The organism is Rhodococcus sp. NPDC060086 (genome assembly GCF_042730275.1).
In the GTDB taxonomy this organism is placed as follows: domain Bacteria; phylum Actinomycetota; class Actinomycetes; order Mycobacteriales; family Mycobacteriaceae; genus Rhodococcus.
Genome location: NZ_JBHWWZ010000028.1, coordinates 19,751 through 41,734, shown reverse-complemented (window position 1 = coordinate 41,734; position 21,984 = coordinate 19,751). Strand labels below are relative to the sequence as shown.

The window sequence follows — 21,984 nt, the reverse complement described above, 5'->3', positions numbered from 1 at the left end:
GGCAGCACTCCGACAGATCCGTAAACGATCAGGACGATGCGTGTTCGGTCAGGCGGCGGCGGATCCCGTCGACGAACAGGGTCAATCCGAAGTCGAATCGGACCGCCGGGTCGCCGTCGAGCAGGTCGTCGTCCGACGTCGCGACGTTCTCGGTCGCGGTATCGGGAGAGATCGGCGACCGGGTGAGCGCCCCGAGTTCGGCGAGTTGGAGGCGGGATTGCTCGTCGACGGTGTGGCCGAGGACATAGTGCAGCAGCGCGTAGCCGGTGAGTTCGGCGTGCGCGCGGGAGAGTCCCGCGCGCTGCGCGGCCGTGACGAGGCTGTCGCGGGCGGGGGAGGTCGTCAGGCGTGAGGCGTAGGTCGCGGCGACCAGTTCGGCGCCGTCGCGGTGGGCGAGCAGTGCGCCGCGAAGGCGATAGGCGAGTTGGGTGAGTGCGGCCTCCCATGTGTCGGCGGACGGTGGTGCGTCGACGCCGTCGAGGATTCGGTCGGCCATCGCGCCGAGCAGGGTCTGCTTGTTGGGGAAGTGCCAGTACAGCGCGCCCGGCTGCACACCGAGCGAGGTCGCGAGTTTACGCATGGTCAGGTCGCCCAGGCCGTACTCGTCGAGTATCGCCATGGCGCCGTCGAGGACGTCGCCGCGTCGCAACTGCACGGTCTTTTCTCCCTCTCTCGTGGTCGGTCCGCGTTGACACTATCGGACCTCGACCCTAACCTGAACGCTGTTCAAGTGAACGGTGTTCAAGTTTCGATCCTCAGGAGTTCGCAGTGACACACGCCCCCGCCCGAGTCGACATCCTCGAGCTCGCACGTGACCAGGTACTCCGACGCGGCGAGGGGCTCGACCGCGCCCAGACCCTCGAGGTCCTTCGCCTGCCCGACGATCGGCTCGAAGACCTGCTCTCGCTCGCCCACGAGGTGCGGATGGCCTGGTGTGGGCCAGAAGTCGAGGTCGAGGGCATCATCAGCCTCAAGACCGGCGGGTGCCCCGAGGACTGCCACTTCTGTTCCCAGTCCGGACTGTTCGCCTCACCCGTCCGCTCGGCCTGGCTCGACATCCCCGCCCTGGTCGAGGCCGCCAAGCAGACCGCGAAGACCGGAGCGACCGAATTCTGCATCGTCGCTGCGGTCCGCGGGCCCGACGCCAGGCTGATGGCGCAGGTCGCGGCCGGCGTCGAGGCCATCCGCGGGGAGGTCGACATCCAGGTCGCGTGTTCGCTCGGCATGCTCACCCAGGATCAGGTGGACCAGCTCGCCGCACTCGGCGTGCACCGCTACAACCACAACCTCGAGACCGCAAAATCCTTCTTCCCCCAGGTTGTCACCACGCACACGTGGGAAGAACGGTGGGAGACGCTACGCATGGTCCGCGAAGCCGGGATGGAGGTCTGCTGCGGCGGCATCCTCGGTATGGGTGAGACCCTCGAACAGCGCGCCGAGTTCGCCGCTGACCTCGCCGCCCTCGAACCCGACGAGGTTCCGCTCAACTTCCTCAATCCGAGGCCCGGAACCCCGTTCGGCGACCTCGACGTGCTGCCCGCGTCGGAGGCGCTCGCGGCCGTCGCGGCCTTCCGTCTCGCGTTGCCGCGCACGATTCTCCGGTTCGCCGGCGGCCGTGAGATCACCCTCGGCGATCTCGGGGCGAAACAGGGCATCCTCGGCGGCATCAACGCCGTGATCGTCGGCAACTACCTGACGACGCTCGGTCGGCGCGCCGAGACGGACCTCGACCTCCTCGACGAACTGAAGATGCCGATCAAGGCTCTCGGCGAGAGCATCTGACGGTGTTCGATGCGTACACCGGCGCCGAGAGCGTCGATGGGATCGACCCGGGCCGATCCTCTGCGGTCGTGAAAGGCCTGGAACCGCCACGGTTCTGCGCCCATTGCGGCCGTCGGATGATCGTGCAGATCGCACCCGACGGATGGTGGGCCCGCTGCTCACGGCACGGAACGATCGATTCCTGGCGAGACGACCAGTGCTGAGAGCGCCGTGGCCGGCCGCACCACGACCGCGCGAGGGGCGCGGGACGAGTCACATCCGGTCTGCAATTCGGGCCCGCAGATGTGCCAGCAGGTCGGATCCGTCCCGGCTTCCGCGCGGGCCGTGTCCTTCCGGCGTCGTCATCCGGCCCGCATCGGAGCGGGTCCATTCCCGGACCGCCCACCGTTCGGTGATCGCCCAGCGTCCGTCCCGTCGCTCCATCAGATCGATGAACCGCGCGCCACTGGTGAAATCGTCGCGGTCGGGATGTCCCCAATGCGTGTTGGTGGAATAGGCCTCGCTGATCGCGACATCGCCGAACAGTTCGACGAGATGGTTGCCGACATGGTGCATCGTGCCGCCGAGCAACTCCAGCCGCGGCTTCACCCACGCGATGTACTCGTCCACGTTGCCGTCGAATCCGGTGTGGTGGTCGATGCCGTCCAAGTGGTAACAGTCCCGCACCAGATCGAAGTCGAGTCGGTCGATGCCGCGGCAGTACCGCAGCACCACCTCTCGGATGTCCTGCTTGTCGAGAAGATCCTGTAGTGCTCGCGACGTGTCGGTCACGCTGTCCCCTCCTTGAGTCCGACCATCCAGTCGAGCAGAGACGGAATATCGTCGGATGTGATGCCGAATGCCACCGGCCGGAACACCACGACGGTCGCGCCTTGCGCGTGCCACTCGCGGGCCCGATCCGCAGTGGCCGACAGATCGACTGAGCCGGAACTGTCGCGGACCGGTGTCACCGACACCTGGATCCTGATGGAGTCGGGGTCGCGACCCTGCTCGGAGAAGCATTGCCGGAGCAGGGCGACAGACTCGGGGAAGGTCGTCATGTCGGTCGGGTTGACCGTCCAGCCGTCGGCCACCCGGGCGATCCGTTCGAAATTGCGCCGGCTCGGGCCGAATCCGAACAGCACCGGCACGCGGGCTTGTACCGGAAGCGGATACGAGTGGAAGTCCTCGAACGAGTAGCCACGTCCGCTGAACGAGGCCGGCGGCGTTCCCCACAGTTCCCGGCATGCCGCGACGGTCTGTTCCATGCGGCCGAATCGAGCGTCGAACGGCATCCCCGTTGCGGTGTACTCGTCCTCCTGCCAGCCGACACCCATTCCGATCGCGACGCGCCCGTCCGAGAGCGCGTCCAGGGTGGCTAGTTGCTTGGCCAGCAGGACGGGGGGACGCAGGGTCGCGATGAGCACCGAGACCCCGAGTCGGGCGCGCCGGGTCACCGCCGCGACCGACGACAGCAGCGAGATCGGCTCGAACCACGGATGTTCCAGTGCGAAGGTGAACCCGTGGGTGGCGACTCGCTCGGCGTGCGCAGCCGCGGTGAAGCCGACGTGATCTCCGGTGGAGATCAGATCGACTCCCACTCGGTCGGCTTCGGCGGCCAGATCCAGCACCGACCGGATCCGGCCGTCGTAGAGTGCCTCCGCGCCGAGGACGTTGAGTCCGACCTCCAACGCGGTCACCGGCCGAGCATCCGCTGCGCGTGACCGCCGGACTGTACCTGTGGATCGGTGGAGATGCTCATGTAGGACCCTTCTCACGTTCTGGGGATTTCTGCGAAGGATCACACGGGGGCCGTGACGCGCGGAAGCTGTTTCCACTGAACGGGACTCGCACGGACATCCCGGGTGGGTGCTGCGTACGGCGCACCGTGCCGTGGTGCCGGGGTGGTCAGAGTCCTGGGACGGTGACGGCGTGGTCCTCGATGTAGTCGACGACGAGTTCCCGCCGCGCGATCTTCCAGCTGCCCTTCACCCGCGTGTACTCGTCGCGGTACCGGATGGCGAACGCGTTGTCGCGTATACCGTCGCGACCGCGATACAGGTGATGCGCCAGGCAGTACACCGTCCCGGTGGCGCTGTCGCCTTCCACATCGAGGACCTGCTGGTGCACGGCATGGTGGGTGGCGTGCAGGTGTGCGGTGCCGTCGAGTACGACCGCGACGATCGCCCCGGCACCTACTGTGACCACATTCTCGGTGCCGCGGGTCACTGCGGGAGGTTGCACGAATTCGGCGTCCTCGGTGAACAGGGAGGCCAGAGCGGCACGGTCTCGCTCATCGACCGCGAGTGCGTAGCGGCCTGCGAGTTCCGACGGGGTGTTCATGGCGACGAGTATGCAGCCTTCGGATCTGTCACCGGCTACTGTGCCCGCTCACTGGAATCTGCCGCTCAGTGAGATCAGGCAAGACCAGATGCGGAGACCTCTTCAGCGTCCGAGTTCCGCGGATGGCGAGGAATGGGAGAACACCGATGAAGTTGAGGGAGTCGCCGGCGCAACCGATTTCCGCGTCGAGTGTGCAGTTGTTGTCGCATTCTTCGAGAGGGAGAGACAACAACTGCGCACTCGATCGAGGGTCAGCGGACGGGGCCGGTCTCGAGTGCCGGCACCGGGGGACGGTTCGTGGATCGACTCGAATGAATCACCGCCGGGACGTCGTAGGGCTATGCCTCGACGGCGTTCGACAACGAAGTGAGACGGTCGGCCTCGAGATCGGTGAGAACCAGCCTCGTCGAGTCGAGCAATGCGGGGAGTTGCTCGATGCGGCTTGCGCTCGCGATCGGCGCGGCGATGCCGGGACGCTGTGACAGCCACGCGAGTGCAACCGTGGGAATCTCGACGGCGTGAGCGGTCGCGATCTCGGCGAGCGCATCGATCACTGCGAGCCCGCTCTCGGAGAAGTATTGCGAGGCCATCCGCCCGCGAATGCCGGCCTCGAGATCCTCCGACGTCCGGTACTTACCGGTGAGGAAACCTGCGGCGAGTCCGTAGTAGGGCAGTACACCCAGATTGTGCTCGGCGACGAGCGGGGCGTACTCCTGTTCGTACTCTGCGCGATGCACGAGGTTGTAGTGCGGCTGCAGCGACACGGGTCGGGCGTAGCCGCCCTCGTCTGCAATCGCGAGCCACTCGGCGATGCGCGCGGGGGAGTAGTTCGACAGGCCGACGTAACGGACCTTCCCGCTCTGGACGAGCGCATCGAACGCCGCCACCGTCTCCGCCAGTGGCGTCTCGGGATCGTCGGAGTGTGCGAAATACAGGTCGATGTGATCGGACTGTAGGCGCTCGAGAGACGCGGCGGCGGCGGCCGCAACATTCTCCGGTGCCAAACCTATGAATTCGGGGTGATGGGCGACCTTGGTTGCCACCATCATCTCGGAGCCGATACCGCGAGCGGCTTTCCAGTTTCCGAGGATGGTCTCGGATTCGCCACCGGAGTTGCCGGGGGCGAAGGCGGAGTACGAGTCGGCGGTATCGACGAAGTTACCGCCTGCGGCCATGAATGCATCGAGGATCTCGAACGACGTGGTCTCGTCGGCTGTCCAGCCGAGCGTGTTGCCGCCCAATGCAAGAGGGTAGATATCGAGCTCGGAATTTCCGATTGTTGCCACTGCACTCCTGTCGTCGGCGTGATGTACCACGCGCACCCTACTCCCGGAGAGGAAAACACCCGGTCGGTCATCCCGGCGGGCGAAGCGCTGCGAATTCGTCGGTGACACGCAGGCGGGAATCGGTGAATCGATACAGCGCCGGAGGTCGGCCGCCGCTCTTGCCGGACGGTGCGGTCGTGCCGGTTCGGGTGAGGACCTTCCGGCGGGCGAGTACCCGTTGGAGATTGGTGGCATCGACCTGGTAACCGATTGCTGCGCAATATATCTCGCGCAGCGTCGACATCGAGAACTCCGCGGGCGCGAGTCCGTACGCGATGTTGGTGTACGACAGTTTCGCGGCAAGGCGAGCGTGTGCGTTGGTGACCATGATCCGGTGATCGAACGACATCTCGGGTAGGTCCGCGACCGGATGCCATGACGTGTCGCCGGGTAATTGTGGGTCGGAGGTGATCGGCACCAGGCCGAGGTAGGTCGACGCAATGGTGCGGGCGCCGGGCACCCGATCGGGATCGGAGAAGACCGAGAGCTGCTCGAGATGGGCCACCTCGCGTACGTCGACCTTCTCGGCGAGTTGGCGTCGTGCGGACGACATGAGGTCCTCGTCGTCGCGGAGCCGGCCGCCGGGAAGTGACCAGGTGCCCGACTGGGGGTCGAGTGCGCGTTGCCATAGCAGAACGCCGAGTTCGGGAGCGGACGGGGGAGTGCCCGAGGCGTCGGAGAAGTGGCGAATCTGGAACACCACGATGAGCACTTCGTGACCGGTGTTACTATATGGCATGTTTTCGACCCTAAGTCGAAAACCCCGAGAACGGAAATCCGAGCACAGTCCGCCCGGATTGCACTCCACGAAGGAGCAACGCCATGACCACGACCGAGTGGGCAGGAACCGCCGCAATCGTCGACGGGCCAGGTGGCTACTCCGGCATCGAGGCGACGCCGGAGTGGGCCGACGAGGTTCGCAGGCTTGCCCGCGAGCAGAACGCGACACTGCTGGCGCACAACTACCAGTTGCCGGCCATCCAGGACATCGCCGATCACGTCGGCGACTCGCTGGCACTCTCGCGGATCGCCGCGGAGGCAGAAGAAGGCACCATCGTGTTCTGCGGTGTGCACTTCATGGCCGAGACCGCCAAGATTCTCAGCCCGAACAAGACCGTGTTGATCCCCGACGAGCGCGCCGGCTGCTCGCTCGCCGACTCCATCGACGCGGATCAGTTGCGTGAGTGGAAGGCGGAGCACCCCGACGCCGTCGTCGTCTCCTACGTCAACACCACGGCCGAAGTGAAGGGCCTGACCGACATCTGCTGCACGTCGTCGAACGCCGTCGACGTCGTGGCGTCCATCGACCCCGATCGCGAAGTGCTGTTCCTTCCCGACCAGTTCCTCGGCGCGCACGTCAAGCGCGTGACCGGCCGGGACAACATCCACATCTGGGCAGGCGAATGCCACGTGCACGCAGGCATCAACGGCGAGGAACTCGCCGCGCAGGCCAGGTCGCACCCCGATGCCGACCTGTTCGTCCACCCCGAGTGCGGCTGCGCCACGTCGGCGCTCTATCTCGCCGGTGAGGGCTTCGTGCCCGACGACAAGGTCAAGATCCTCTCGACCGGCGGCATGATCGAAGCCGCACGCACGACCGGCGCCAAGCAGGTGCTGGTGGCCACCGAGGTCGGCATGCTGCACCAGCTGCGGAAGGCCGCGCCCGGCATCGACTTCCAGGCGGTCAACGACCGCGCCTCGTGCCCCTACATGAAGATGATCACCCCGGCTGCCCTGCTGCGCTGCCTCCGTGAGCGCAAGGACGAGGTCCACGTCGACCCCGCGGTCGCCGAACGTGCTCGACTGTCGGTGCAGCGAATGATCTCCATCGGCAATCCCGGTAGCGGAGAGTGACGTCCACCGTGAGCGTCGGGGTGAGCTGGGAAGCGCACACCGACCTCGTCGTGGTGGGCGGCGGCGTCGCCGGGCTCACCGCAGCGCGTGCCGCCTCACTGCGAGGCCTGCAGGTGCTCACGGTGAGTAAAGGCGGTCCCACCGACACCGCGACGCAGTACGCGCAGGGTGGCATTGCCGTCGTCGCACCGACCGGTGACAGCGTCGGATCCCACGTCGCGGACACACTCGCCGCGGGCGGCGGCCTCTGCAACGAGACCGTCGTCCGCTCGATCGTGGCCGCAGGCCCCGACGCGATCGCTGCCCTGACCGATCTCGGAGCGGTGTTCGATCGCGGGCGCGACGGCGACGTCTCCCGAACCAGAGAAGGAGGGCACAGCACCCGTCGGATCATCCACTCCGGCGGCGACGCCACCGGCGCAGAAGTTCAGCGGGCCCTCGGTGCTGCCGGCCTCCCGACGCTCTTCGGTGCCGCCGTCGCCCGCGTACTCACCGACGCGCGCGGCGTCACCGGAGTGCTGATCCGCGACGAGCGCGGCTTCGGTGTCATCCACGCCCCCGCGGTCCTGCTCGCGACCGGTGGGCTCGGACAGCTGTACGCGTGCAGCACCAACCCCGCAGGCGCGACCGCCGACGGCCTCGCCCTCGCATTGCACGCCGGCGCCCGCGTTGCCGACATCGAGTTCGTGCAGTTCCACCCCACGGTGCTGTTCGCCGCCGAAGGCCTCGGGCGACGCCCGCTCATCAGCGAAGCGGTCCGTGGGGAAGGTGCAACCCTGGTCGATTCCCGCGGCCGGTCCGTCACCGACGGCGTGCACCCGCTCGGCGACCTCGCCCCGCGCGACGTGGTGTCCCGCGCGATCGCCGAACGCGTCGCCGAGCTCGGTGACGACCACGTGTTCCTCGACGCCCGCCACCTCGAGGGCTTCGCGCAGCGCTTCCCGACCATCACCGCGTCCTGCGCGGAGGCCGGACTCGACCCCGCGCAGGACCTGCTGCCGGTCGCGCCGGCGGCGCACTATTCGTGCGGTGGGATCATCACCGACGAGCACGGCCGAACCGAGGTTCCCGGACTGTATGCGGCCGGTGAGGTCGCGCGCACAGGACTGCACGGCGCGAACCGCCTCGCATCCAACAGCCTGCTCGAAGGTCTCGTGACAGGGGAGCGGGCCGGCGCGGCAGCGGCTGCGGAACGCGGCGGCCTTCGTGTCGAAGCGCTCGACGCGACGGTGCCGATGCTTCCCCGTCTCGATCGCACGGAATTGCAGTACGTGATGACCCGCGATGCGCTCGTCGTCCGCGACGAGGCCGGTCTTGCTGCCGCAGAGACGATCTTGGCGGGCGCACGCACACACGCGTGCGATGAGGTCACCGACCTCGAGGACGCCACCCTCACCCTCGCGGCCCGCGCCCTCGTCGGTGCGGCACTGCGCCGAACCGAATCCCGCGGATGTCACACCCGGCGGGACCACCCGACCCCGGATCCCGACCAGGCGTACTCCCTCGACCAGCGTCTGGGCGATGACGGAGAACTCGTCGTGACCACCCCTCAACTCACAGGAGCGAACTGACATGGCCACCGTGCTGCCCGCCGGACTCGACCTCGACGAGACCCGCGCTCTCGTGCGACAGGCTCTCGACGAGGACCTGCGGTACGGACCGGACGTCACCACCGACGCGACGGTTCCCGCCGGCGCGGTCACCGTCGCGACCATGGCGCCGCGACAGGCCGGCGTCGTCGCGGGTCTGGATGTGGCGTTGCTCGTGCTCGACGAGGTCCTCGGTGCCGACCACTACACGGTGCGAAGCCGGGTCGAGGACGGGCATCGCGTGGTCGCAGGCGAACCCGTGCTCACCCTCGAAGCACCCACCCGCGGCCTGCTCACCGCCGAACGAACCATGCTCAACCTCGTGTGCCACCTGTCGGGGATCGCCACCACCACATCGCATTGGGTCGACGCGGTCGCAGGCACCGAGGCGAAGATCCGCGACAGTCGCAAGACACTCCCCGGTCTGCGGGCACTGCAGAAGTACGCCGTACGTGTCGGTGGCGGCGTCAACCACCGCATGGGGCTCGGCGACGAGGCCCTCATCAAGGACAACCACGTTGCCGCTGCAGGGTCGGTGATCGCGGCGCTGCGCGCGGTGCGTGCGCACGCACCGGGCATCGCGTGCGAGGTCGAGGTCGACAGCCTCGAGCAGTTCGACGAGGTCCTGGCAGAGAACGTGGAACTGATCCTGCTCGACAACTTCCCGCTGTGGCAGACGCAGATCGCGGTGCAGCGCCGCAACACCCATGCTCCGGGCACCCGGCTGGAAGCGTCGGGTGGGCTCACCCTCGAGGTGGCCACCGACTATGCGCGCACAGGCGTCGACTACCTCGCGGTCGGTGCGTTGACGCATTCGGTCACGGTGCTCGACTTGGGCTTGGACATGTGACGGCTCGGACATGTGACGGCTCGGACATGTGTGTTTCCGGTGGCGAAGCGGGAGGTCATGGCGTAGAACTACGAGTGACCCTGTGAGAGCGCTCACCGGAGTCATCGGCGGGTCAGGGGGCCCGCAGTGTAGGGGAGTAGAAGGACGACACATGCGGCTGCCGATGTCACCGACCGATTCGATGTTCCTGCTCGGTGAGACCCGCGAACATCCGATGCATGTCGGTGGTCTCGTCATGTTCGGGGCGCCGGAGGGACGCACGGCGAGCGACCTGCGACAGATGTTCGTCGACGCGGTCGCCCGCAGCGAGGTCGAGGATGTCGCACCGCTGTGGCGCAAGAGGGCCGTTCGTTCCCTGACCACCTTCGGTCAGTGGGCCTGGGAGGACGATCCGGCGTTCGATCTCGACTACCACGTGCGATTCAACGCGCTGCCGCGTCCGGGATCCACCACCGAATTACGCGAACTGGTCTCGCGCCTGCATGCGCCGCTGCTCGACCGCAGCCGCCCGCTGTGGGAGATGCACCTGATCGAAGGGCTCGACGACGGCCGGTACGGGCTCTACATGAAAATGCACCATGCCCTCGCCGACGGTGTCGGCGCGATGCGGCTGCTGCGCCGTGCCTTGAGCACGGACCCCCACGAGACGGACATGCTTGCGCCGTGGGCTGCCCCCGACAGCTCGGATCCGAAGCGCTCCGTCGTCGGTGCCGCCATCGAACTGCCGAGCACCGCGGTGCGTGCTGCCCGCGGAGTGATCTCGGAGGCGTTCGGTCTCGTGCCCGCGATCGTCGGGACCGTCGACCGTGCACTGCACGATCGGGGCGGATCGTTGTCGCTCGCGGCACCGCAGACGATCCTCAACGTGCCCATCGCGGGTTCGCGGCGGTTCGCCGCGCGCGCGTGGCCCCTCGAACGCCTCCGGTCGGTGGCCACGGCATCGGATTCGACCATCAACGACGTGGTTCTCGCGATGTGCTCGGGGGCGCTGCGCACGTTCCTGGCCGAACAGGATTCGCTTCCTGACGAATCGCTGGTCGCGATGGTGCCTGTCGCGCTACGGAACGACAAGAACACCGGCAACGACCTCGGTGTCCTGATGTGCTCGCTCGGAACCGACCGGCCGGAGACGGCGGAGCGGCTTTCCGGGGTGCGCGCCTCGATGGCCGCGGGAAAGAAGTCCATGAGCGGGATGTCGACCCTGTCCCGCTTGGCCGCCAGCGCAGTCGGAATGGCTCCGTTGGCGGTGGGTGTATTGACCGGGAACCGTGTGCTGTCGCGTCCGGCGTTCAATGTCATCATCTCGAACGTGCCCGGCCCCGACACTCCGCTCTATTGGAACGGTGCACGCGTCGATGCGGTGTATCCGCTCTCCGTTCCGCTGGACGGGCAGGCGCTGAACATCACGTGCACCAGCACGGACGATCGGATTGCGTTCGGGCTCACCGCGTGCCGACGTACCGTACCGGATCTGGGAAGGCTGCTCGATCACCTCGACGTCGAGCTCGTCGCGCTCGAACACACCGTCGGGATCCCGGTCGCGAGGAACATTACCGACGCGGACACCCGGGCATGATCGTGTCCGTCAGGTGCAACAGTTCGGGTCGAGGACCACGCGGAGTGCGTCGAGGGATTCGGCTCGGGCACGGTAGTAGACGTTCATTCCGCGGCGTTCGGCGACGACCATGCCTGCCTTCTTGAGCTGGCCCAGGTGGTGACTGACGGTCGATTCCGCGAGGTTCACTCCGGTGGCGAGATCGCACGTGCAGACCTCACCGGTGTCGGCGGTGAGCAGGATCGACATGAGTTTGATCCGGGTGGGATCGGCGAGTGCCTTCAGTCGTAGCGCGACCTGAAGGGCTGCTTCGTCGCTCATCGGCGCGGCGGAGACCGGTGTGCAGCAGATGGGTGCGCTGACATCGACGACGGGCAGTGCTTTCGGCATGACGCCCACTCTACGCAGCTTCTTGACTTATATCGAAAAGGCGCGCACCCTGAGCTCCGTCAGTAGTTCGATGTATATAGAAAAGGTGTTCGTCATGTCCCGAGCCCAGCTCGCCCTCAACGTCGACGACCTGCAGCAGGCCGTCATCTTCTACTCGAAACTGTTCAACGTCGAACCCGCGAAAGTGAAGCCGGGGTACGCGAACTTCGCGATCGCCGAACCTCCGCTCAAGCTGGTGCTGCTCGAGAACCCCGGAAAGGGCGGCACGATCAACCACCTCGGCGTCGAGGTGGAGTCCAGCGAGAAGGTCCACGACGAGATTGCGCGGCTCACCGGCGAGGGACTGTTCACCGACGAGGAGATCGGCACCACCTGTTGCTTCGCCACCCAGGACAAGGTGTGGGTCACCGGGCCTGCGGGCGAGAAATGGGAGGTGTACACGGTGTTGGCCGATTCCGACACGTTCGGTTCGACTCCGCAACACCTCGACGGCCCGGCTACGGCAGGCGACGGTACGTGCTGCACCTCCAGCACAACGTAGGTCGCTGCTCGCCCACTCGGTGCTGCCGGCAGACTATGACGGAAACCGGGTCTCGGCGATGATTGCCCGGTAGGTCTCGACCGCATCGGTGGGCCGGCGGGTAAGGCTCGGATCGGTCTGCACATCTACCGTGTACAGCCCGAATCGTGCTGTGTAGTCGCCCCACTCGTAGTTGTCGGTGAGCGACCAGTAGTTGTATCCGAACACCGGGGCACCGTCGGCGATCGCACGTCCCATCGCGTCGACGTGCTCGCGCAGGTGCCGCGACCGGGTCCAGCCGTCGCTGCGTGGGGTGCCGTCGGCCGTGGCCATCCCGTTCTCCACCACGTACAGCGGGACACCCGGGTAGCGCCGGGTGTAATCCATGAGGGCGTCGTACATTCCCTGCGGGTGCGGCACGACCGACGCATAGTCGCCGACGGCAGCGTGGATCGCCGTGGGGTTCTGCACCGTCACGCCGTAGTAATAGTCGACACCGACGAAATCGAGACTGTCGCGGACCCGATCGAGGAACCAGGTGTCGAGATACGGCTGCGCCCCGGGGATGTACGCGGCGTTCGACGTCACCCGCGCGTCCGGGTCGAGCCGGTGGATCGTCTCGTATGCTCCGCGATGCGCTTCGACCAGTCGATCGAACATCACCGGCACTTCGGACGGTGCGAGACCGCCGTTCGCCACCTCCTGCCACACATACTGGCTGGGCTCGTTCAACGTCACCCACAGGGCGTCGGCGTCGGCGTAGCGCGCGGCGACCGTCTCGGCGTTGGCGAGCCAGGAGTGCACCGTGCCGGGGTCGGACCAGCCACCACGGTCGGCGATCCAGCCCGGATACACCCAGTGATCGAGTGTGAGCATCGGCGTCATGCCGTGGGCGCGGATCTCTCGCACGACGTCGTCGTAGTAGGCGAGTTCGGTGTCGTTCCACCCGTACGGAGTGGGCTGGATCCTGGCCCACTCCACAGAGACCCGGAAGACGTCGACTCCGAGCTCCGCGGCACGGGCGATGTCCTCGTGGTAACGGTGGCGGAAGTCGACGGACGATCCGACCGGTTCGTGGCGCGTACCGTTCGAGTACCGCAGCCAATTGCTGTCGGGCGACGAACCCTCGGACTGAAATCCGGAACTCGACACACCCCAGAGGAACTCGTCCGTGTGTGCGTGAGCGGGCGTGGCGCCCGGCCCGCCGAGTGCTGCGATGAGAGCGAGTACCGCGAGGGCCGCTCTCATCGCAACCTCACGAGACCGCAGTGAGCGATCGCGCGAAGGGGGTCCACACCTCGGCCAGGGCCCGACGCCCGATGAACAATCCGATATGGCCTGTGTCGGCGATCGTCGTCACGATCTTCGACGCCGGGGTGGAGACGTGGTCGGCGAGCGCCGTGACCTGAGTGGGTGTCGCGATCATGTCCGATCTGCCGGCGATCAGGTGTAATGGGCAGTCGATCTTCGACAGATCGACGACACGGCCCTCGGCCTCGAGGGTGCCTGCGACGAGCTCGTTGCGGACGAACAGGTGCCGCATGATCCATTCCCGGAACACGGCGGGGATCTCTTGCCGCCAGGTGAACCAGCGTCGTTCGGCTTCCATGCGGGACACCTCGTCCGGGTCGTCGAGTGCGCCGAGCAGGGCCATTGCCCGTTCGATCTCGCCGACCGGATCGGTGGACAACACCCCCGCGGCACGCGCGGCGCCGTAGAGGAGATCGACCACCGATGTCGCCACACTGGTCGGTGCGTGCGCGAGTGCCGCGAGGGCAGGCTGCTCGGCATGGAAGTCGATGGGGGCTCCGGCCACGGTGAGTGTGTGCACGGCTTCCGGGTGCAGCGCAGCGTAGATTGTACCGAGCCAGCCACCCTGACTGTCACCCACGATGTTCACCCGGCCGCCGAGATGATCGACGGCGCCCGCGATCACGCCGAGATGTTCATCGATCGAGGCCGATTCGGTACCGGCGCTCGCGGGAGTCCACTCGAGGCAGTGCAACCGGGTGAGCCCGCCTGCTCGCAGTGCTTCGATCTGGCTGCGGCCGCGCGAGTGATCGACGATGCAGGAGTGGGTGCCTGCCTGCGGTGGGAGCAGCAGGGTCGGCACGGTTTCCCGATCGGCAGCGTCGGGTGCGCTGCAGTCGCGAAGGTTCGCGAGTGGCCATCGGCGGGGGACCGGCCATGTGTGTGCCCAGGTCGGCGGTGCGTTGTCGGTCAGGACATCGTAGTAGCGGCCGATGTCGGATGCGATGGTCCAGGGTGCGGGGCCGCGGCGCGCCAGGCCGAGGAGGTATGAACTCCAACCGGCGATCGCCGCGACTCCGAGTCGAATCGGAGTCGCGGCGATCTGTGTATGCGTCACCGGAGCCATGTACCGCACCGTAGAGCGCTTTTCGAGCGCGTGGGCGGAATCAGGGTTCGCACGTCGTGATCGTGTCCTACTTGAGAAGGTCGCGTGCCGTGGTGGCGACCGTGCTGGTGAGCTCGCGGGCGAAGGAAACCTGCGCCTTGGTGATGTCGGCAACCCACTCGATCGGGGTGGCCTCGGCGAACTTCTCCTGCATGTCCAGGATGCTGCCGACGGCCTTCTCGTAGGTGTCGACACCGAGATTGCCGCTCTGCTTGGCAGCCTCGACGAACCTGGCGTTGAACTCGTTGACACGCTCGGTGGTCTCGTCGACTGCCTTGGTCAGGTCGGCAGCAGCCTTGTCTGCAGCGGCAGTGGCGCTCGCCGTGAGTTTCTCGGCGGTCTTCTGAGCGTTCGCGGTGGCGTCGGTGGCGGCCTTGGTGGCAGCGTCGGTGGCGTTGGCGGCGGCCTCGGAAGCCTTGGTGATGCTTTCGGAGGCCTTGGGTGCGGTGGTCTTGTTGGGGGCAGTCATGGTGTTTCCCTTCGTTGAGCGCGGGGGTGGAGCGCTGTATGAGGTTGGGTACGCCGCGAATGACGTTGTTAGCAGATTAGCAGAATGATTGCTAACACGCAACCGGTCAGCTGGAGACGTACGTCCCGGGGGCATCCTCGAGGACCGGATGCGCCTTACTGCCGAGAGCTGGAGGTGCAACCAGCGCGCCCGCACGCTTCGTCGACCACACAGTCCAGTCCTCCCACCACGACGCCGCCGTGTGGCGAGTCGCCTTCTCGTGCCATGACTTCGGATCCGAGGGAAGCTCGGCCGGTTCGTCGTCGGGGGCGCCGACGGCCTCGAACCAGGCCTTCGGATTCGGTGGGTTGACAGCACCGGCAACGTGTCCGCCACTCGTGAGCACGTACCGCACATCACCGCCCAGCAGGTTCACTGCCTTGTACGACGATGTCCACGGCACGATGTGGTCGTTGATCGCACCCACGATGTAGGTATCGCAGGTGACGTCGGACAGGTCGAGCACCGATCCGTCCAGCAGATACTTCTTCTCGGCAAGTTCGTTGCGCCCGTACAGGGTTCGCAGGTAATGCGAGTGCATGGCAGCCGGCATCCGGGTGCTGTCCTCGTTCCACGCCAGGATGTCGAACGCGGCCGGCTTCTCGCCCTTCATCCACCGCGACACCCAGTAGTTGAAGATCAGATCCTTCGCTCGGATCATGTCGAAGGTGCCGCCCATCTCGGACCCGGACAGGAACCCCTGCCTGCTCATGCGGTACTCGACCTTGTCGAGCGTCGCGGGGTCGGTCAGCAACGCCAGTTCGCCGACCTCGCTGTAGTCGAGGAGGGTATTGAGCATCGTGAACGCGCTGATCCGCTTGTCGCCGGCGGCGCCCAGTTTCGCTGCAGCCATCGCGGCCACTGCGCCGCCGAGGCAGATCGAGAGCACCTCGATCCGGGGGGCGCCGGTGATCTCCTCGACCACGTCCAGGGCGGTGGCGATGCCCTTCCGGTAGTAGTCGTCCATCGTGATGTCCTGCATCGTCTCGTCCGGGTTGCGGTACGAGATCACGAATACCGTCCGATTACGCTGGATCGCCCACTCCACCAGGCTCCGGCCCGGGGCCAGATCGAGGATGTAGTACTTGTTGATCCACGGCGGCGCCGCCAGGATCGGGATCTCATGAACCTTCTCGGTCTGCGGTGCGTACTGGATGACCTCGATCAGATCGTTGCGGAACACGACCTTGCCCGGGGTCGCCGCCATGTTCTCGCCGAGGGTGAACGCGTCGCGATCCACCTTCAGTGGAATCCCCTTGCGGTGCACCAGATCATCGAGGGCGAACTTCGCGCCCCGGAACAGGCTTGCGCCACCCGTGTCGAGGGCGCGCACGAGGACACCCGGATTGATCAGGAAGTTCGACGGTGCGAGCGCATCGAACATCAGATTCGCGAACTGACGGGCCTTGGCATCGGCCATCGCATCACCCTCGCCTGCGTCGACGAGCTCGTCGACGTACTCGCGGGTCGCGAGGTAGCTCTGCAGCAGCGAGAAGTATGCGGGGTTTTCTTTCCAGGCCGCATCGGAGAACCGGCGATCCTTCGGGTCCTGCGGCACGGGGGACTGAGGGTCGCTCGCATTCCACACTCGGGTTGCCGCCGCGGGAATGTGCGCGAGACGGTTGGCATACTCCGTGGTCGCCGCGGCGACGGCACGCGGATTCTTCGCCGCGCGGCCGGCGACGGACGCCACGGCCGGACCCCACCCGATGGGGTCGAGCGACGAGGAAATCTTCTTCTGCAGATTGTTGAGCACCGGGGCAACTCCAGAACTGGGTCGGTTGTTACCTCGAGGCTGACACCTCCGCACGGGGCGCGCACCTTACCGCAAGGTACATGCCGAGTGCACGTTGGGTTGTGCGCGACCTACACCGCCCTGACCTGCCACCCACCGTGAGTAAAACCCCTGACCTGCATAAATGTGAGTCTGCTCACTCGATGTCGGAATGTGGGGGCCCGCCACCACGCCGTCGCTTTGCGACCGTGACCTCCCGGAATGCCTCGTACATCTCCTCCAGGGACCGTCGCTGGGCATTCGTCAGATCCGGATCCTCGCGAAGTGCCTTGGCCACCGCAGACTCCCCGTCGGTCTCCGGAGTCACCTGCGACACCAGTGCATCGGCCGACACGTGCAACTGCTCTGCAATCGCATGGAGCACCCGATCGCTCGGTGCCCGCAGATTCCGCTCGATCTGCGACAGATACGGATTCGAGATACCCGCCATCGACGCCAGCTGGCGCATCGGGAGTTCCGCGAGTTCGCGCTGGCGTCGGATGAGTTCACCCAGGGTCGTCGGGCGCTCGTCGTCCTGCTTCATGTGGCCAGCATAAGGTCGGTGCCGGTCCGCACCGGCCCCGTCGGATGAGTGAGGCATGGCAGCGACACGGCCGGGACGCACCCGCGTGTGGTCAACCATCTCTTATCGCGGATAATGGGAGACGTTCCCTGATCAACGCGAGAGGACAGCTCATGCTTGCCCGCACCGACCTGCGCGGTCGTACTCCCACCACTGCGGAGCTGAGGGGCGCACTGCCCCGCGGCGGAGTGGACGTGGACGCGGTGCTGCATCATGTTCGTCCCGTCGTCGAGGACATCCGCGACCGCGGCGCCGACGCCGCGCTCGACTACTGCGAAAAGTTCGACGGCGTCCGCCCCGACAGTGTTCGCGTACCGGTCGCCGAACTCGAACGGGCCCTCGCCGAGATCGATCCTGCGGTGCGCGCGGCCCTCGAGGTCGCCATCGAACGCACCCGCAAGGTGCACGCCGACCAGCGACGCACCGACACCGTCACCGAGGTGGTGCCCGGCGGCACCGTCACCGAACGCTGGGTGCCGGTCGACCGGGTGGGTCTGTACGTGCCCGGCGGAAACGCGGTCTACCCGTCGTCGGTTGTCATGAACGTCGTCCCGGCGCAGGCCGCGGGCGTCGAGTCGCTCGTGATCGCCTCGCCGCCCCAGAAGGACTTCGGCGGCTTGCCGCACCCGACCATCCTCGCGGCGGCCGCATTGCTCGACGTCGACGAAGTGTGGGCGGTCGGCGGTGGTCAGGGCATCGCGCTGCTGTCCTACGGCGGCACCGACACCGACGGCGCCGAACTCGCCCCCGTCGACATGATCACCGGCCCCGGCAACATCTACGTCACCGCCGCCAAGCGACTGTGCCGCTCGGTGGTCGGTATCGACGCAGAGGCAGGCCCCACCGAGATCGCGATCCTCGCCGACCACACAGCCGACGCCGTGCACGTCGCCGCCGACATGATCAGCCAGGCCGAACACGACGTCATGGCCGCGTCCGTCCTCGTGACCACGAGCCCTGAACTCGCCGACGCCGTCGACACCGCCCTCGCCGCACAGCTCGAACTCACCAAGCACCGCGAACGCGTCGCCACCGCACTGTCCGGAAGCCAGTCCGGCACCGTGCTGGTCGACGACCTCGCGCAGGGCCTGAACGTGGTCAACGCCTACGCGGCCGAACACCTCGAGATCCAGACCGAGAACGCGTCGGACGTCGCCGCACAGGTCCGGGCGGCCGGAGCGATCTTCGTCGGCCCGTGGGCTCCGGTCTCACTCGGCGACTACTGCGCGGGCTCGAATCACGTGCTCCCCACCGCGGGCTGCGCGCGCCACCAGTCCGGGCTGAGCGTGCAGACCTTCCTGCGCGGAATCCACGTCGTCGAGTACAACGAGGCAGCCCTGAAGGACGTGTCCGGCCACGTGATCACCCTCGCGAACGCCGAAGATCTGCCTGCACACGGCGAAGCCGTGCGACTGCGCTTCGAGGCACTGAAGTGAGCGCGGCGATCCCGGGCGGCGCGATCCCGGGCGGCGCGATCACACTCGACGACCTACCGCTGCGCGAGAACCTGCGTGGCAAATCACCCTACGGCGCTCCGCAACTGACGGTGCCGGTCCAGCTCAACACCAACGAGAACCCGCACCCGCCGACGAAAGCACTCGTCGACGACGTCGCAGAATCGGTTCGCGAGGCAGCGACACAACTGCACCGCTATCCCGACCGCGACGCCGTCGCCCTGCGCACCGATCTCGCCGCCTACCTCACTCGGCAGACCGGCGTCACTGTGGCGCTCGAGAACGTCTGGGCGGCAAACGGATCCAACGAGGTGCTGCAGCAGGTCCTGCAGGCGTTCGGCGGACCGGGCCGCAGCGCAATGGGATTCGTGCCGTCGTACTCGATGCACCCGATCATCGCCGACGGAACACAGACCGAGTGGCTGCCCACCTACCGGCGCGACGACTTCACCCTCGACATCGAAGCTTCCGTCGCCGCGATCCGCGACCGGCAGCCCGACGTCGTGTTCGTCACGAGCCCCAACAACCCGACGGGCCACAGCATCCCGCTCGACGAGCTGCGCACGATTCTCGACGCAGCCCCCGGCATCGTGATCGTCGACGAGGCGTACGCCGAGTTCTCGGCAGTGCCGAGCGCGTTGGCACTGATCGACGAATACCCGGCGAAGATCATCGTCTCGCGCACCATGAGCAAGGCCTTCGCCTTCGCAGGAGGCCGGCTCGGCTACCTCGCGGCAGCCCCGGCGATGATCGACGCGCTGCTGCTGGTCCGGTTGCCGTACCACCTGTCGGTGATCACGCAGGCCGCTGCGCGGGCGGCACTGCGGCACGCCGAGGCCACGCTCGGCTCCGTTGCCGAACTGGCCGCGCAACGCGACCGCGTCGCAGCCGCGCTCACCCGGTTCGGCTACGAGGTGATCCCGTCGGATTCCAACTTCATCCTGTTCGGACGCTTCGCCGACGCCGCTGCCACCTGGCAGCGGTACCTCGACCACGGCGTCCTGATCCGGGACGTCGGCATCCCGGGCCATCTGCGCACCACCATCGGACTCGCACACGAGAACGACGAACTTCTGCGGGTCAGTGAGCTACTCGCCGCAACCGAAATCGAGGAAACCCGATGAGCGATCGCATCGCCAAGGTCGAACGCACCACGAGGGAGTCGAGCATCACCGTCGAGGTGAACCTCGACGGCAGCGGACGCACCGACATCACGACGGGCATCCCGTTCTACGACCACATGCTCACCGCACTCGGTCAGCACGGCTCGTTCGACCTGACCGTGCACGCCGAGGGCGATGTCGAGATCGAGGCACACCACACCGTCGAGGACACCGCGATCGTGCTCGGCCAGGCGTTCCACCAGGCCCTCGGCGACAAACGCGGCATCCGTCGATTCGGCGACTGCTTCATTCCGATGGACGAAACGCTCGCGCACGCCTCCGTCGACGTCTCCGGCCGCCCGTACTGCGTGTTCACCGGTGAACCCGACTACATGGCGCACTCGGTGATCGGCGGCTACCCGGGTGTGCCCTATTCGACCGTGATCAACCGGCACGTGTTCGAATCGTTCGCCTTCCACGCGCGCATCGCGCTTCACGTGCGTGTGCTCTCCGGTCGCGATCCGCACCACATCACCGAAGCCGAGTTCAAGGCCGTTGCGCGCGCATTGCGTGAGGCCGTTGAACCGGATCCGCGCGTGAGCGGTGTGCCGTCGACCAAGGGCAGCCTGTAATCGATGGACACACTCCTCACCTACGCCTGTTTCCTCGCAGCGGGGATCACCGCAGGCGGCACCTGGTCGATGTGGAAGTCCCGCAATCTCCTCTTCGCGGGTGTGCTCGCCGCGATCACGGTGCTCGCCGCGATCACGGGTGTGCTCAGGTTGCTCTGACGTGGCCCAGGACAGTCCGCCACTGCTGAGCGTGCGCGGGCTTCCCGCGGCGTGGTCGCTGTCCGCGGCAGCATTCGGCGGCTTCTCCCTGCTGCTACCCGTCGTGCCGTGGGCGATCGCCGAAGAAGGCGGATCCGACGCGCTCGCAGGGTCCGTGACAGCGGTGTTCATGCTCACCACCGTCCTCACCCAGATCGCGATGCCGCGGTTGATCCGCGCCTACGGTCACCGCGCCACGTTGATCGCAGGCTGCCTGTTCCTCGGCCCGCCGTCGTTGCTGTTCCTGCTGTCGATGGCCCCAGCGGCGGTTCTCGGGATCTCGGCGGTGCGCGGCATCGGATTCGGCATGATCACTGTCGCTGCGGCAGCGCTCGTGGGGGAACTGGCTCCTCCGCGTCTGCTCGGTCGCGCCACGGGGGCGCTGGGCGTGAGCATCGCCGCAGCGCAGATGATCGGCCTGCCCGCGGGGCTCGCCATCGCCGAACGCTTCTCGACCACGCCGGTATTCATCCTCGGCGCGATCGTGACCTCGGTCGGCCTCGTCGCCGCCTTCAGGCTCCCGGCGACACACCCGAGAGCGGCCGCGCCGCCCGGTCGCATCCCGATCCGGGTGTTGCTGTTCCCCATGGTGGCGGTCGGAGCAGGGGCCATCGCCTACGGCGGACTGACCTCGCTCCTGAGGATTGCGGTCGTCGACCTCTCGGTCCCGACTGCACTGGCCGTGCTCAGCGCGTCCACCCTCGTCGGGCGTTTCGGCGCAGGTGCTCTCGCCGACCGGTTCGGTGCGGGCAGGATGCTGCCGGTCGGTCTCGGTCTTGCCGCGGTGGCGATGGTGCCGTTCGCACTCATCGCCGACGGCCGGGCAGGCACCGGTGCACTGCTCGGAGCATCGGTCTGCTTCGGCCTCGGCTTCGGCATCGTGCAGAACGAAGCGCTGCTCGTCGCATTCCGACGCGCAGGTTCCGGGCACATCGGGTCTGCGAGTGCGAGCTGGAACATCGGCTTCGACGCAGGCACCGGCGTCGGATCCTTCGCGCTCGGCGCTGTGGCGGCCGCGGCCGGATATCCGGCAGCCTTCGCGGTTGCCGCACTGCTCGTACCCACACTCCCGTTGCTCGCGCGCCTCGCCGGCCCGTCCGAGCGTCCCCGTCCCTCCACATAGAATCGA

General features: G+C 66.9%; 24 protein-coding genes. 12 read left to right on the top strand and 12 right to left on the bottom strand.

Going from position 1 to position 21,984, the window contains the following annotated elements; all coding sequences use genetic code 11:
- Positions 1-28 precede the first annotated feature (28 nt).
- Positions 29-655: a TetR/AcrR family transcriptional regulator C-terminal domain-containing protein gene (locus ACFWB0_RS16265; RefSeq protein WP_378491495.1), complete on the bottom strand. Its 627-nt coding sequence runs from the start codon at positions 653-655 to the stop codon at positions 29-31.
- A gap of 113 nt (positions 656-768) precedes the next feature.
- On the opposite strand from ACFWB0_RS16265, the gene bioB reads away from it, so the two are divergent.
- Together bioB and ACFWB0_RS16255 are read left to right on the top strand one after the other, a co-directional pair.
- Positions 769-1,782: a biotin synthase BioB gene (gene bioB / locus ACFWB0_RS16260; protein ID WP_378491494.1), complete on the top strand. Its 1,014-nt coding sequence runs from the start codon at positions 769-771 to the stop codon at positions 1,780-1,782.
- A 2-nt stretch (positions 1,783-1,784) separates the two neighbouring features.
- Positions 1,785-1,985 (top strand): hypothetical protein, encoded by a 201-nt coding sequence (locus ACFWB0_RS16255; protein ID WP_378491493.1) that lies wholly within the window; start codon positions 1,785-1,787, stop codon positions 1,983-1,985.
- Positions 1,986-2,034: 49 nt separating this feature from the next.
- On the opposite strand, the gene ACFWB0_RS16250 is transcribed toward ACFWB0_RS16255, so the two are convergent.
- The 5 genes from ACFWB0_RS16250 to ACFWB0_RS16230 all read right to left on the bottom strand — a co-directional run bounded on the left by ACFWB0_RS16250 (position 2,035) and on the right by ACFWB0_RS16230 (position 6,168).
- Positions 2,035-2,553, bottom strand: a complete 519-nt coding sequence (locus ACFWB0_RS16250; RefSeq protein WP_378491492.1) for a nuclear transport factor 2 family protein — start codon at positions 2,551-2,553, stop codon at positions 2,035-2,037.
- Positions 2,550-3,461: a TIGR03619 family F420-dependent LLM class oxidoreductase gene (locus ACFWB0_RS16245; RefSeq protein ID WP_378491491.1), complete on the bottom strand. Its 912-nt coding sequence runs from the start codon at positions 3,459-3,461 to the stop codon at positions 2,550-2,552. The genes ACFWB0_RS16250 and ACFWB0_RS16245 overlap by 4 nt, the downstream gene beginning before the upstream one ends.
- 208 nt (positions 3,462-3,669) lie before the next feature.
- Positions 3,670-4,104 (bottom strand): nuclear transport factor 2 family protein, encoded by a 435-nt coding sequence (locus ACFWB0_RS16240; RefSeq protein ID WP_378491490.1) that lies wholly within the window; start codon positions 4,102-4,104, stop codon positions 3,670-3,672.
- Positions 4,105-4,442: 338 nt separating this feature from the next.
- Complete coding sequence (locus ACFWB0_RS16235) at positions 4,443-5,390, bottom strand: aldo/keto reductase (RefSeq protein ID WP_378491489.1); 948 nt, start codon at positions 5,388-5,390, stop codon at positions 4,443-4,445.
- Between the two features lie 67 nt (positions 5,391-5,457).
- Positions 5,458-6,168, bottom strand: a complete 711-nt coding sequence (locus ACFWB0_RS16230; protein ID WP_378491488.1) for an NUDIX domain-containing protein — start codon at positions 6,166-6,168, stop codon at positions 5,458-5,460.
- A gap of 83 nt (positions 6,169-6,251) precedes the next feature.
- Between ACFWB0_RS16230 and nadA the strand changes: the two genes are divergently transcribed.
- The 4 genes from nadA (at position 6,252) to ACFWB0_RS16210 (ending at position 11,298) form a co-directional block, all read left to right on the top strand.
- On the top strand, positions 6,252-7,283 hold the full coding sequence (gene nadA / locus ACFWB0_RS16225; RefSeq protein ID WP_378491487.1) for a quinolinate synthase NadA: 1,032 nt from the start codon (positions 6,252-6,254) through the stop codon (positions 7,281-7,283).
- Complete coding sequence (locus tag ACFWB0_RS16220) at positions 7,280-8,854, top strand: L-aspartate oxidase (protein WP_378491486.1); 1,575 nt, start codon at positions 7,280-7,282, stop codon at positions 8,852-8,854. Before nadA ends, ACFWB0_RS16220 begins: the two co-directional genes overlap by 4 nt.
- 1 nt (position 8,855) lies before the next feature.
- Entirely contained in the window at positions 8,856-9,722 is an 867-nt protein-coding gene (gene nadC / locus ACFWB0_RS16215) for a carboxylating nicotinate-nucleotide diphosphorylase (protein WP_378491485.1), read from the top strand.
- Between the two features lie 151 nt (positions 9,723-9,873).
- Positions 9,874-11,298 (top strand): wax ester/triacylglycerol synthase family O-acyltransferase, encoded by a 1,425-nt coding sequence (locus ACFWB0_RS16210; protein ID WP_378491484.1) that lies wholly within the window; start codon positions 9,874-9,876, stop codon positions 11,296-11,298.
- Between the two features lie 9 nt (positions 11,299-11,307).
- On the opposite strand, the gene ACFWB0_RS16205 is transcribed toward ACFWB0_RS16210, so the two are convergent.
- A complete protein-coding gene (locus ACFWB0_RS16205; protein WP_378491483.1) occupies positions 11,308-11,667 on the bottom strand; it encodes an Rv2640c family ArsR-like transcriptional regulator in 360 nt (119 codons plus the stop codon).
- A 94-nt stretch (positions 11,668-11,761) separates the two neighbouring features.
- On the opposite strand from ACFWB0_RS16205, the gene ACFWB0_RS16200 reads away from it, so the two are divergent.
- A complete protein-coding gene (locus tag ACFWB0_RS16200; protein WP_378491482.1) occupies positions 11,762-12,208 on the top strand; it encodes an ArsI/CadI family heavy metal resistance metalloenzyme in 447 nt (148 codons plus the stop codon).
- A gap of 33 nt (positions 12,209-12,241) precedes the next feature.
- Here ACFWB0_RS16200 and ACFWB0_RS16195 read toward each other — a convergent pair whose 3' ends face one another.
- The 5 genes from ACFWB0_RS16195 to ACFWB0_RS16175 all read right to left on the bottom strand — a co-directional run bounded on the left by ACFWB0_RS16195 (position 12,242) and on the right by ACFWB0_RS16175 (position 17,429).
- Positions 12,242-13,435 (bottom strand): glycoside hydrolase family 1 protein, encoded by a 1,194-nt coding sequence (locus ACFWB0_RS16195; protein ID WP_378491481.1) that lies wholly within the window; start codon positions 13,433-13,435, stop codon positions 12,242-12,244.
- A 7-nt stretch (positions 13,436-13,442) separates the two neighbouring features.
- Entirely contained in the window at positions 13,443-14,564 is a 1,122-nt protein-coding gene (locus ACFWB0_RS16190) for an alpha/beta fold hydrolase (RefSeq protein WP_378491480.1), read from the bottom strand.
- A gap of 67 nt (positions 14,565-14,631) precedes the next feature.
- Positions 14,632-15,072: a hypothetical protein gene (locus ACFWB0_RS16185; RefSeq protein ID WP_378491479.1), complete on the bottom strand. Its 441-nt coding sequence runs from the start codon at positions 15,070-15,072 to the stop codon at positions 14,632-14,634.
- A 106-nt stretch (positions 15,073-15,178) separates the two neighbouring features.
- A complete protein-coding gene (locus ACFWB0_RS16180; protein WP_378491478.1) occupies positions 15,179-16,867 on the bottom strand; it encodes a PHA/PHB synthase family protein in 1,689 nt (562 codons plus the stop codon).
- A gap of 175 nt (positions 16,868-17,042) precedes the next feature.
- Complete coding sequence (locus ACFWB0_RS16175) at positions 17,043-17,429, bottom strand: helix-turn-helix domain-containing protein (RefSeq protein WP_378491477.1); 387 nt, start codon at positions 17,427-17,429, stop codon at positions 17,043-17,045.
- Between the two features lie 152 nt (positions 17,430-17,581).
- On the opposite strand from ACFWB0_RS16175, the gene hisD reads away from it, so the two are divergent.
- The 5 genes from hisD to ACFWB0_RS16150 are packed head-to-tail and all read left to right on the top strand — an operon-like array spanning position 17,582 to position 21,978.
- The gene (gene hisD / locus ACFWB0_RS16170) at positions 17,582-18,904 is read left to right on the top strand and encodes a histidinol dehydrogenase (RefSeq protein ID WP_378491476.1); all 1,323 of its coding nucleotides are present in this window, start codon (positions 17,582-17,584) and stop codon (positions 18,902-18,904) included.
- Positions 18,901-20,046: a histidinol-phosphate transaminase gene (locus ACFWB0_RS16165; RefSeq protein WP_378491475.1), complete on the top strand. Its 1,146-nt coding sequence runs from the start codon at positions 18,901-18,903 to the stop codon at positions 20,044-20,046. The genes hisD and ACFWB0_RS16165 overlap by 4 nt, the downstream gene beginning before the upstream one ends.
- Entirely contained in the window at positions 20,043-20,657 is a 615-nt protein-coding gene (hisB, locus tag ACFWB0_RS16160) for an imidazoleglycerol-phosphate dehydratase HisB (protein WP_378491474.1), read from the top strand. The genes ACFWB0_RS16165 and hisB overlap by 4 nt, the downstream gene beginning before the upstream one ends.
- A 3-nt stretch (positions 20,658-20,660) precedes the next feature.
- Positions 20,661-20,816, top strand: a complete 156-nt coding sequence (locus ACFWB0_RS16155) for a hypothetical protein (RefSeq protein ID WP_378491473.1) — start codon at positions 20,661-20,663, stop codon at positions 20,814-20,816.
- A 31-nt stretch (positions 20,817-20,847) separates the two neighbouring features.
- Positions 20,848-21,978 carry an MFS transporter gene (locus ACFWB0_RS16150; RefSeq protein ID WP_378491516.1) on the top strand — a complete coding sequence of 377 codons (1,131 nt, stop codon included), beginning with the start codon at positions 20,848-20,850 and terminating at the stop codon, positions 21,976-21,978.
- The last annotated feature ends 6 nt before the right edge of the window (positions 21,979-21,984 follow it).

Coding starts and splice junctions, on each gene's coding strand:
- ACFWB0_RS16240 (WP_378491490.1), bottom strand. CDS start 4,104: ATGAACACCCCGTCGGAACTCGCAGGCCGCTACGCACTCGCGGTCGAT.
- ACFWB0_RS16230 (WP_378491488.1), bottom strand. CDS start 6,168: ATGCCATATAGTAACACCGGTCACGAAGTGCTCATCGTGGTGTTCCAG.
- nadA (WP_378491487.1), top strand. CDS start 6,252: ATGACCACGACCGAGTGGGCAGGAACCGCCGCAATCGTCGACGGGCCA.
- nadC (WP_378491485.1), top strand. CDS start 8,856: ATGGCCACCGTGCTGCCCGCCGGACTCGACCTCGACGAGACCCGCGCT.
- ACFWB0_RS16210 (WP_378491484.1), top strand. CDS start 9,874: ATGCGGCTGCCGATGTCACCGACCGATTCGATGTTCCTGCTCGGTGAG.
- ACFWB0_RS16205 (WP_378491483.1), bottom strand. CDS start 11,667: ATGCCGAAAGCACTGCCCGTCGTCGATGTCAGCGCACCCATCTGCTGC.
- ACFWB0_RS16200 (WP_378491482.1), top strand. CDS start 11,762: ATGTCCCGAGCCCAGCTCGCCCTCAACGTCGACGACCTGCAGCAGGCC.
- ACFWB0_RS16195 (WP_378491481.1), bottom strand. CDS start 13,435: ATGAGAGCGGCCCTCGCGGTACTCGCTCTCATCGCAGCACTCGGCGGG.
- ACFWB0_RS16190 (WP_378491480.1), bottom strand. CDS start 14,564: ATGGCTCCGGTGACGCATACACAGATCGCCGCGACTCCGATTCGACTC.
- ACFWB0_RS16185 (WP_378491479.1), bottom strand. CDS start 15,072: ATGACTGCCCCCAACAAGACCACCGCACCCAAGGCCTCCGAAAGCATC.
- ACFWB0_RS16175 (WP_378491477.1), bottom strand. CDS start 17,429: ATGAAGCAGGACGACGAGCGCCCGACGACCCTGGGTGAACTCATCCGA.
- hisD (WP_378491476.1), top strand. CDS start 17,582: ATGCTTGCCCGCACCGACCTGCGCGGTCGTACTCCCACCACTGCGGAG.
- hisB (WP_378491474.1), top strand. CDS start 20,043: ATGAGCGATCGCATCGCCAAGGTCGAACGCACCACGAGGGAGTCGAGC.
- ACFWB0_RS16155 (WP_378491473.1), top strand. CDS start 20,661: ATGGACACACTCCTCACCTACGCCTGTTTCCTCGCAGCGGGGATCACC.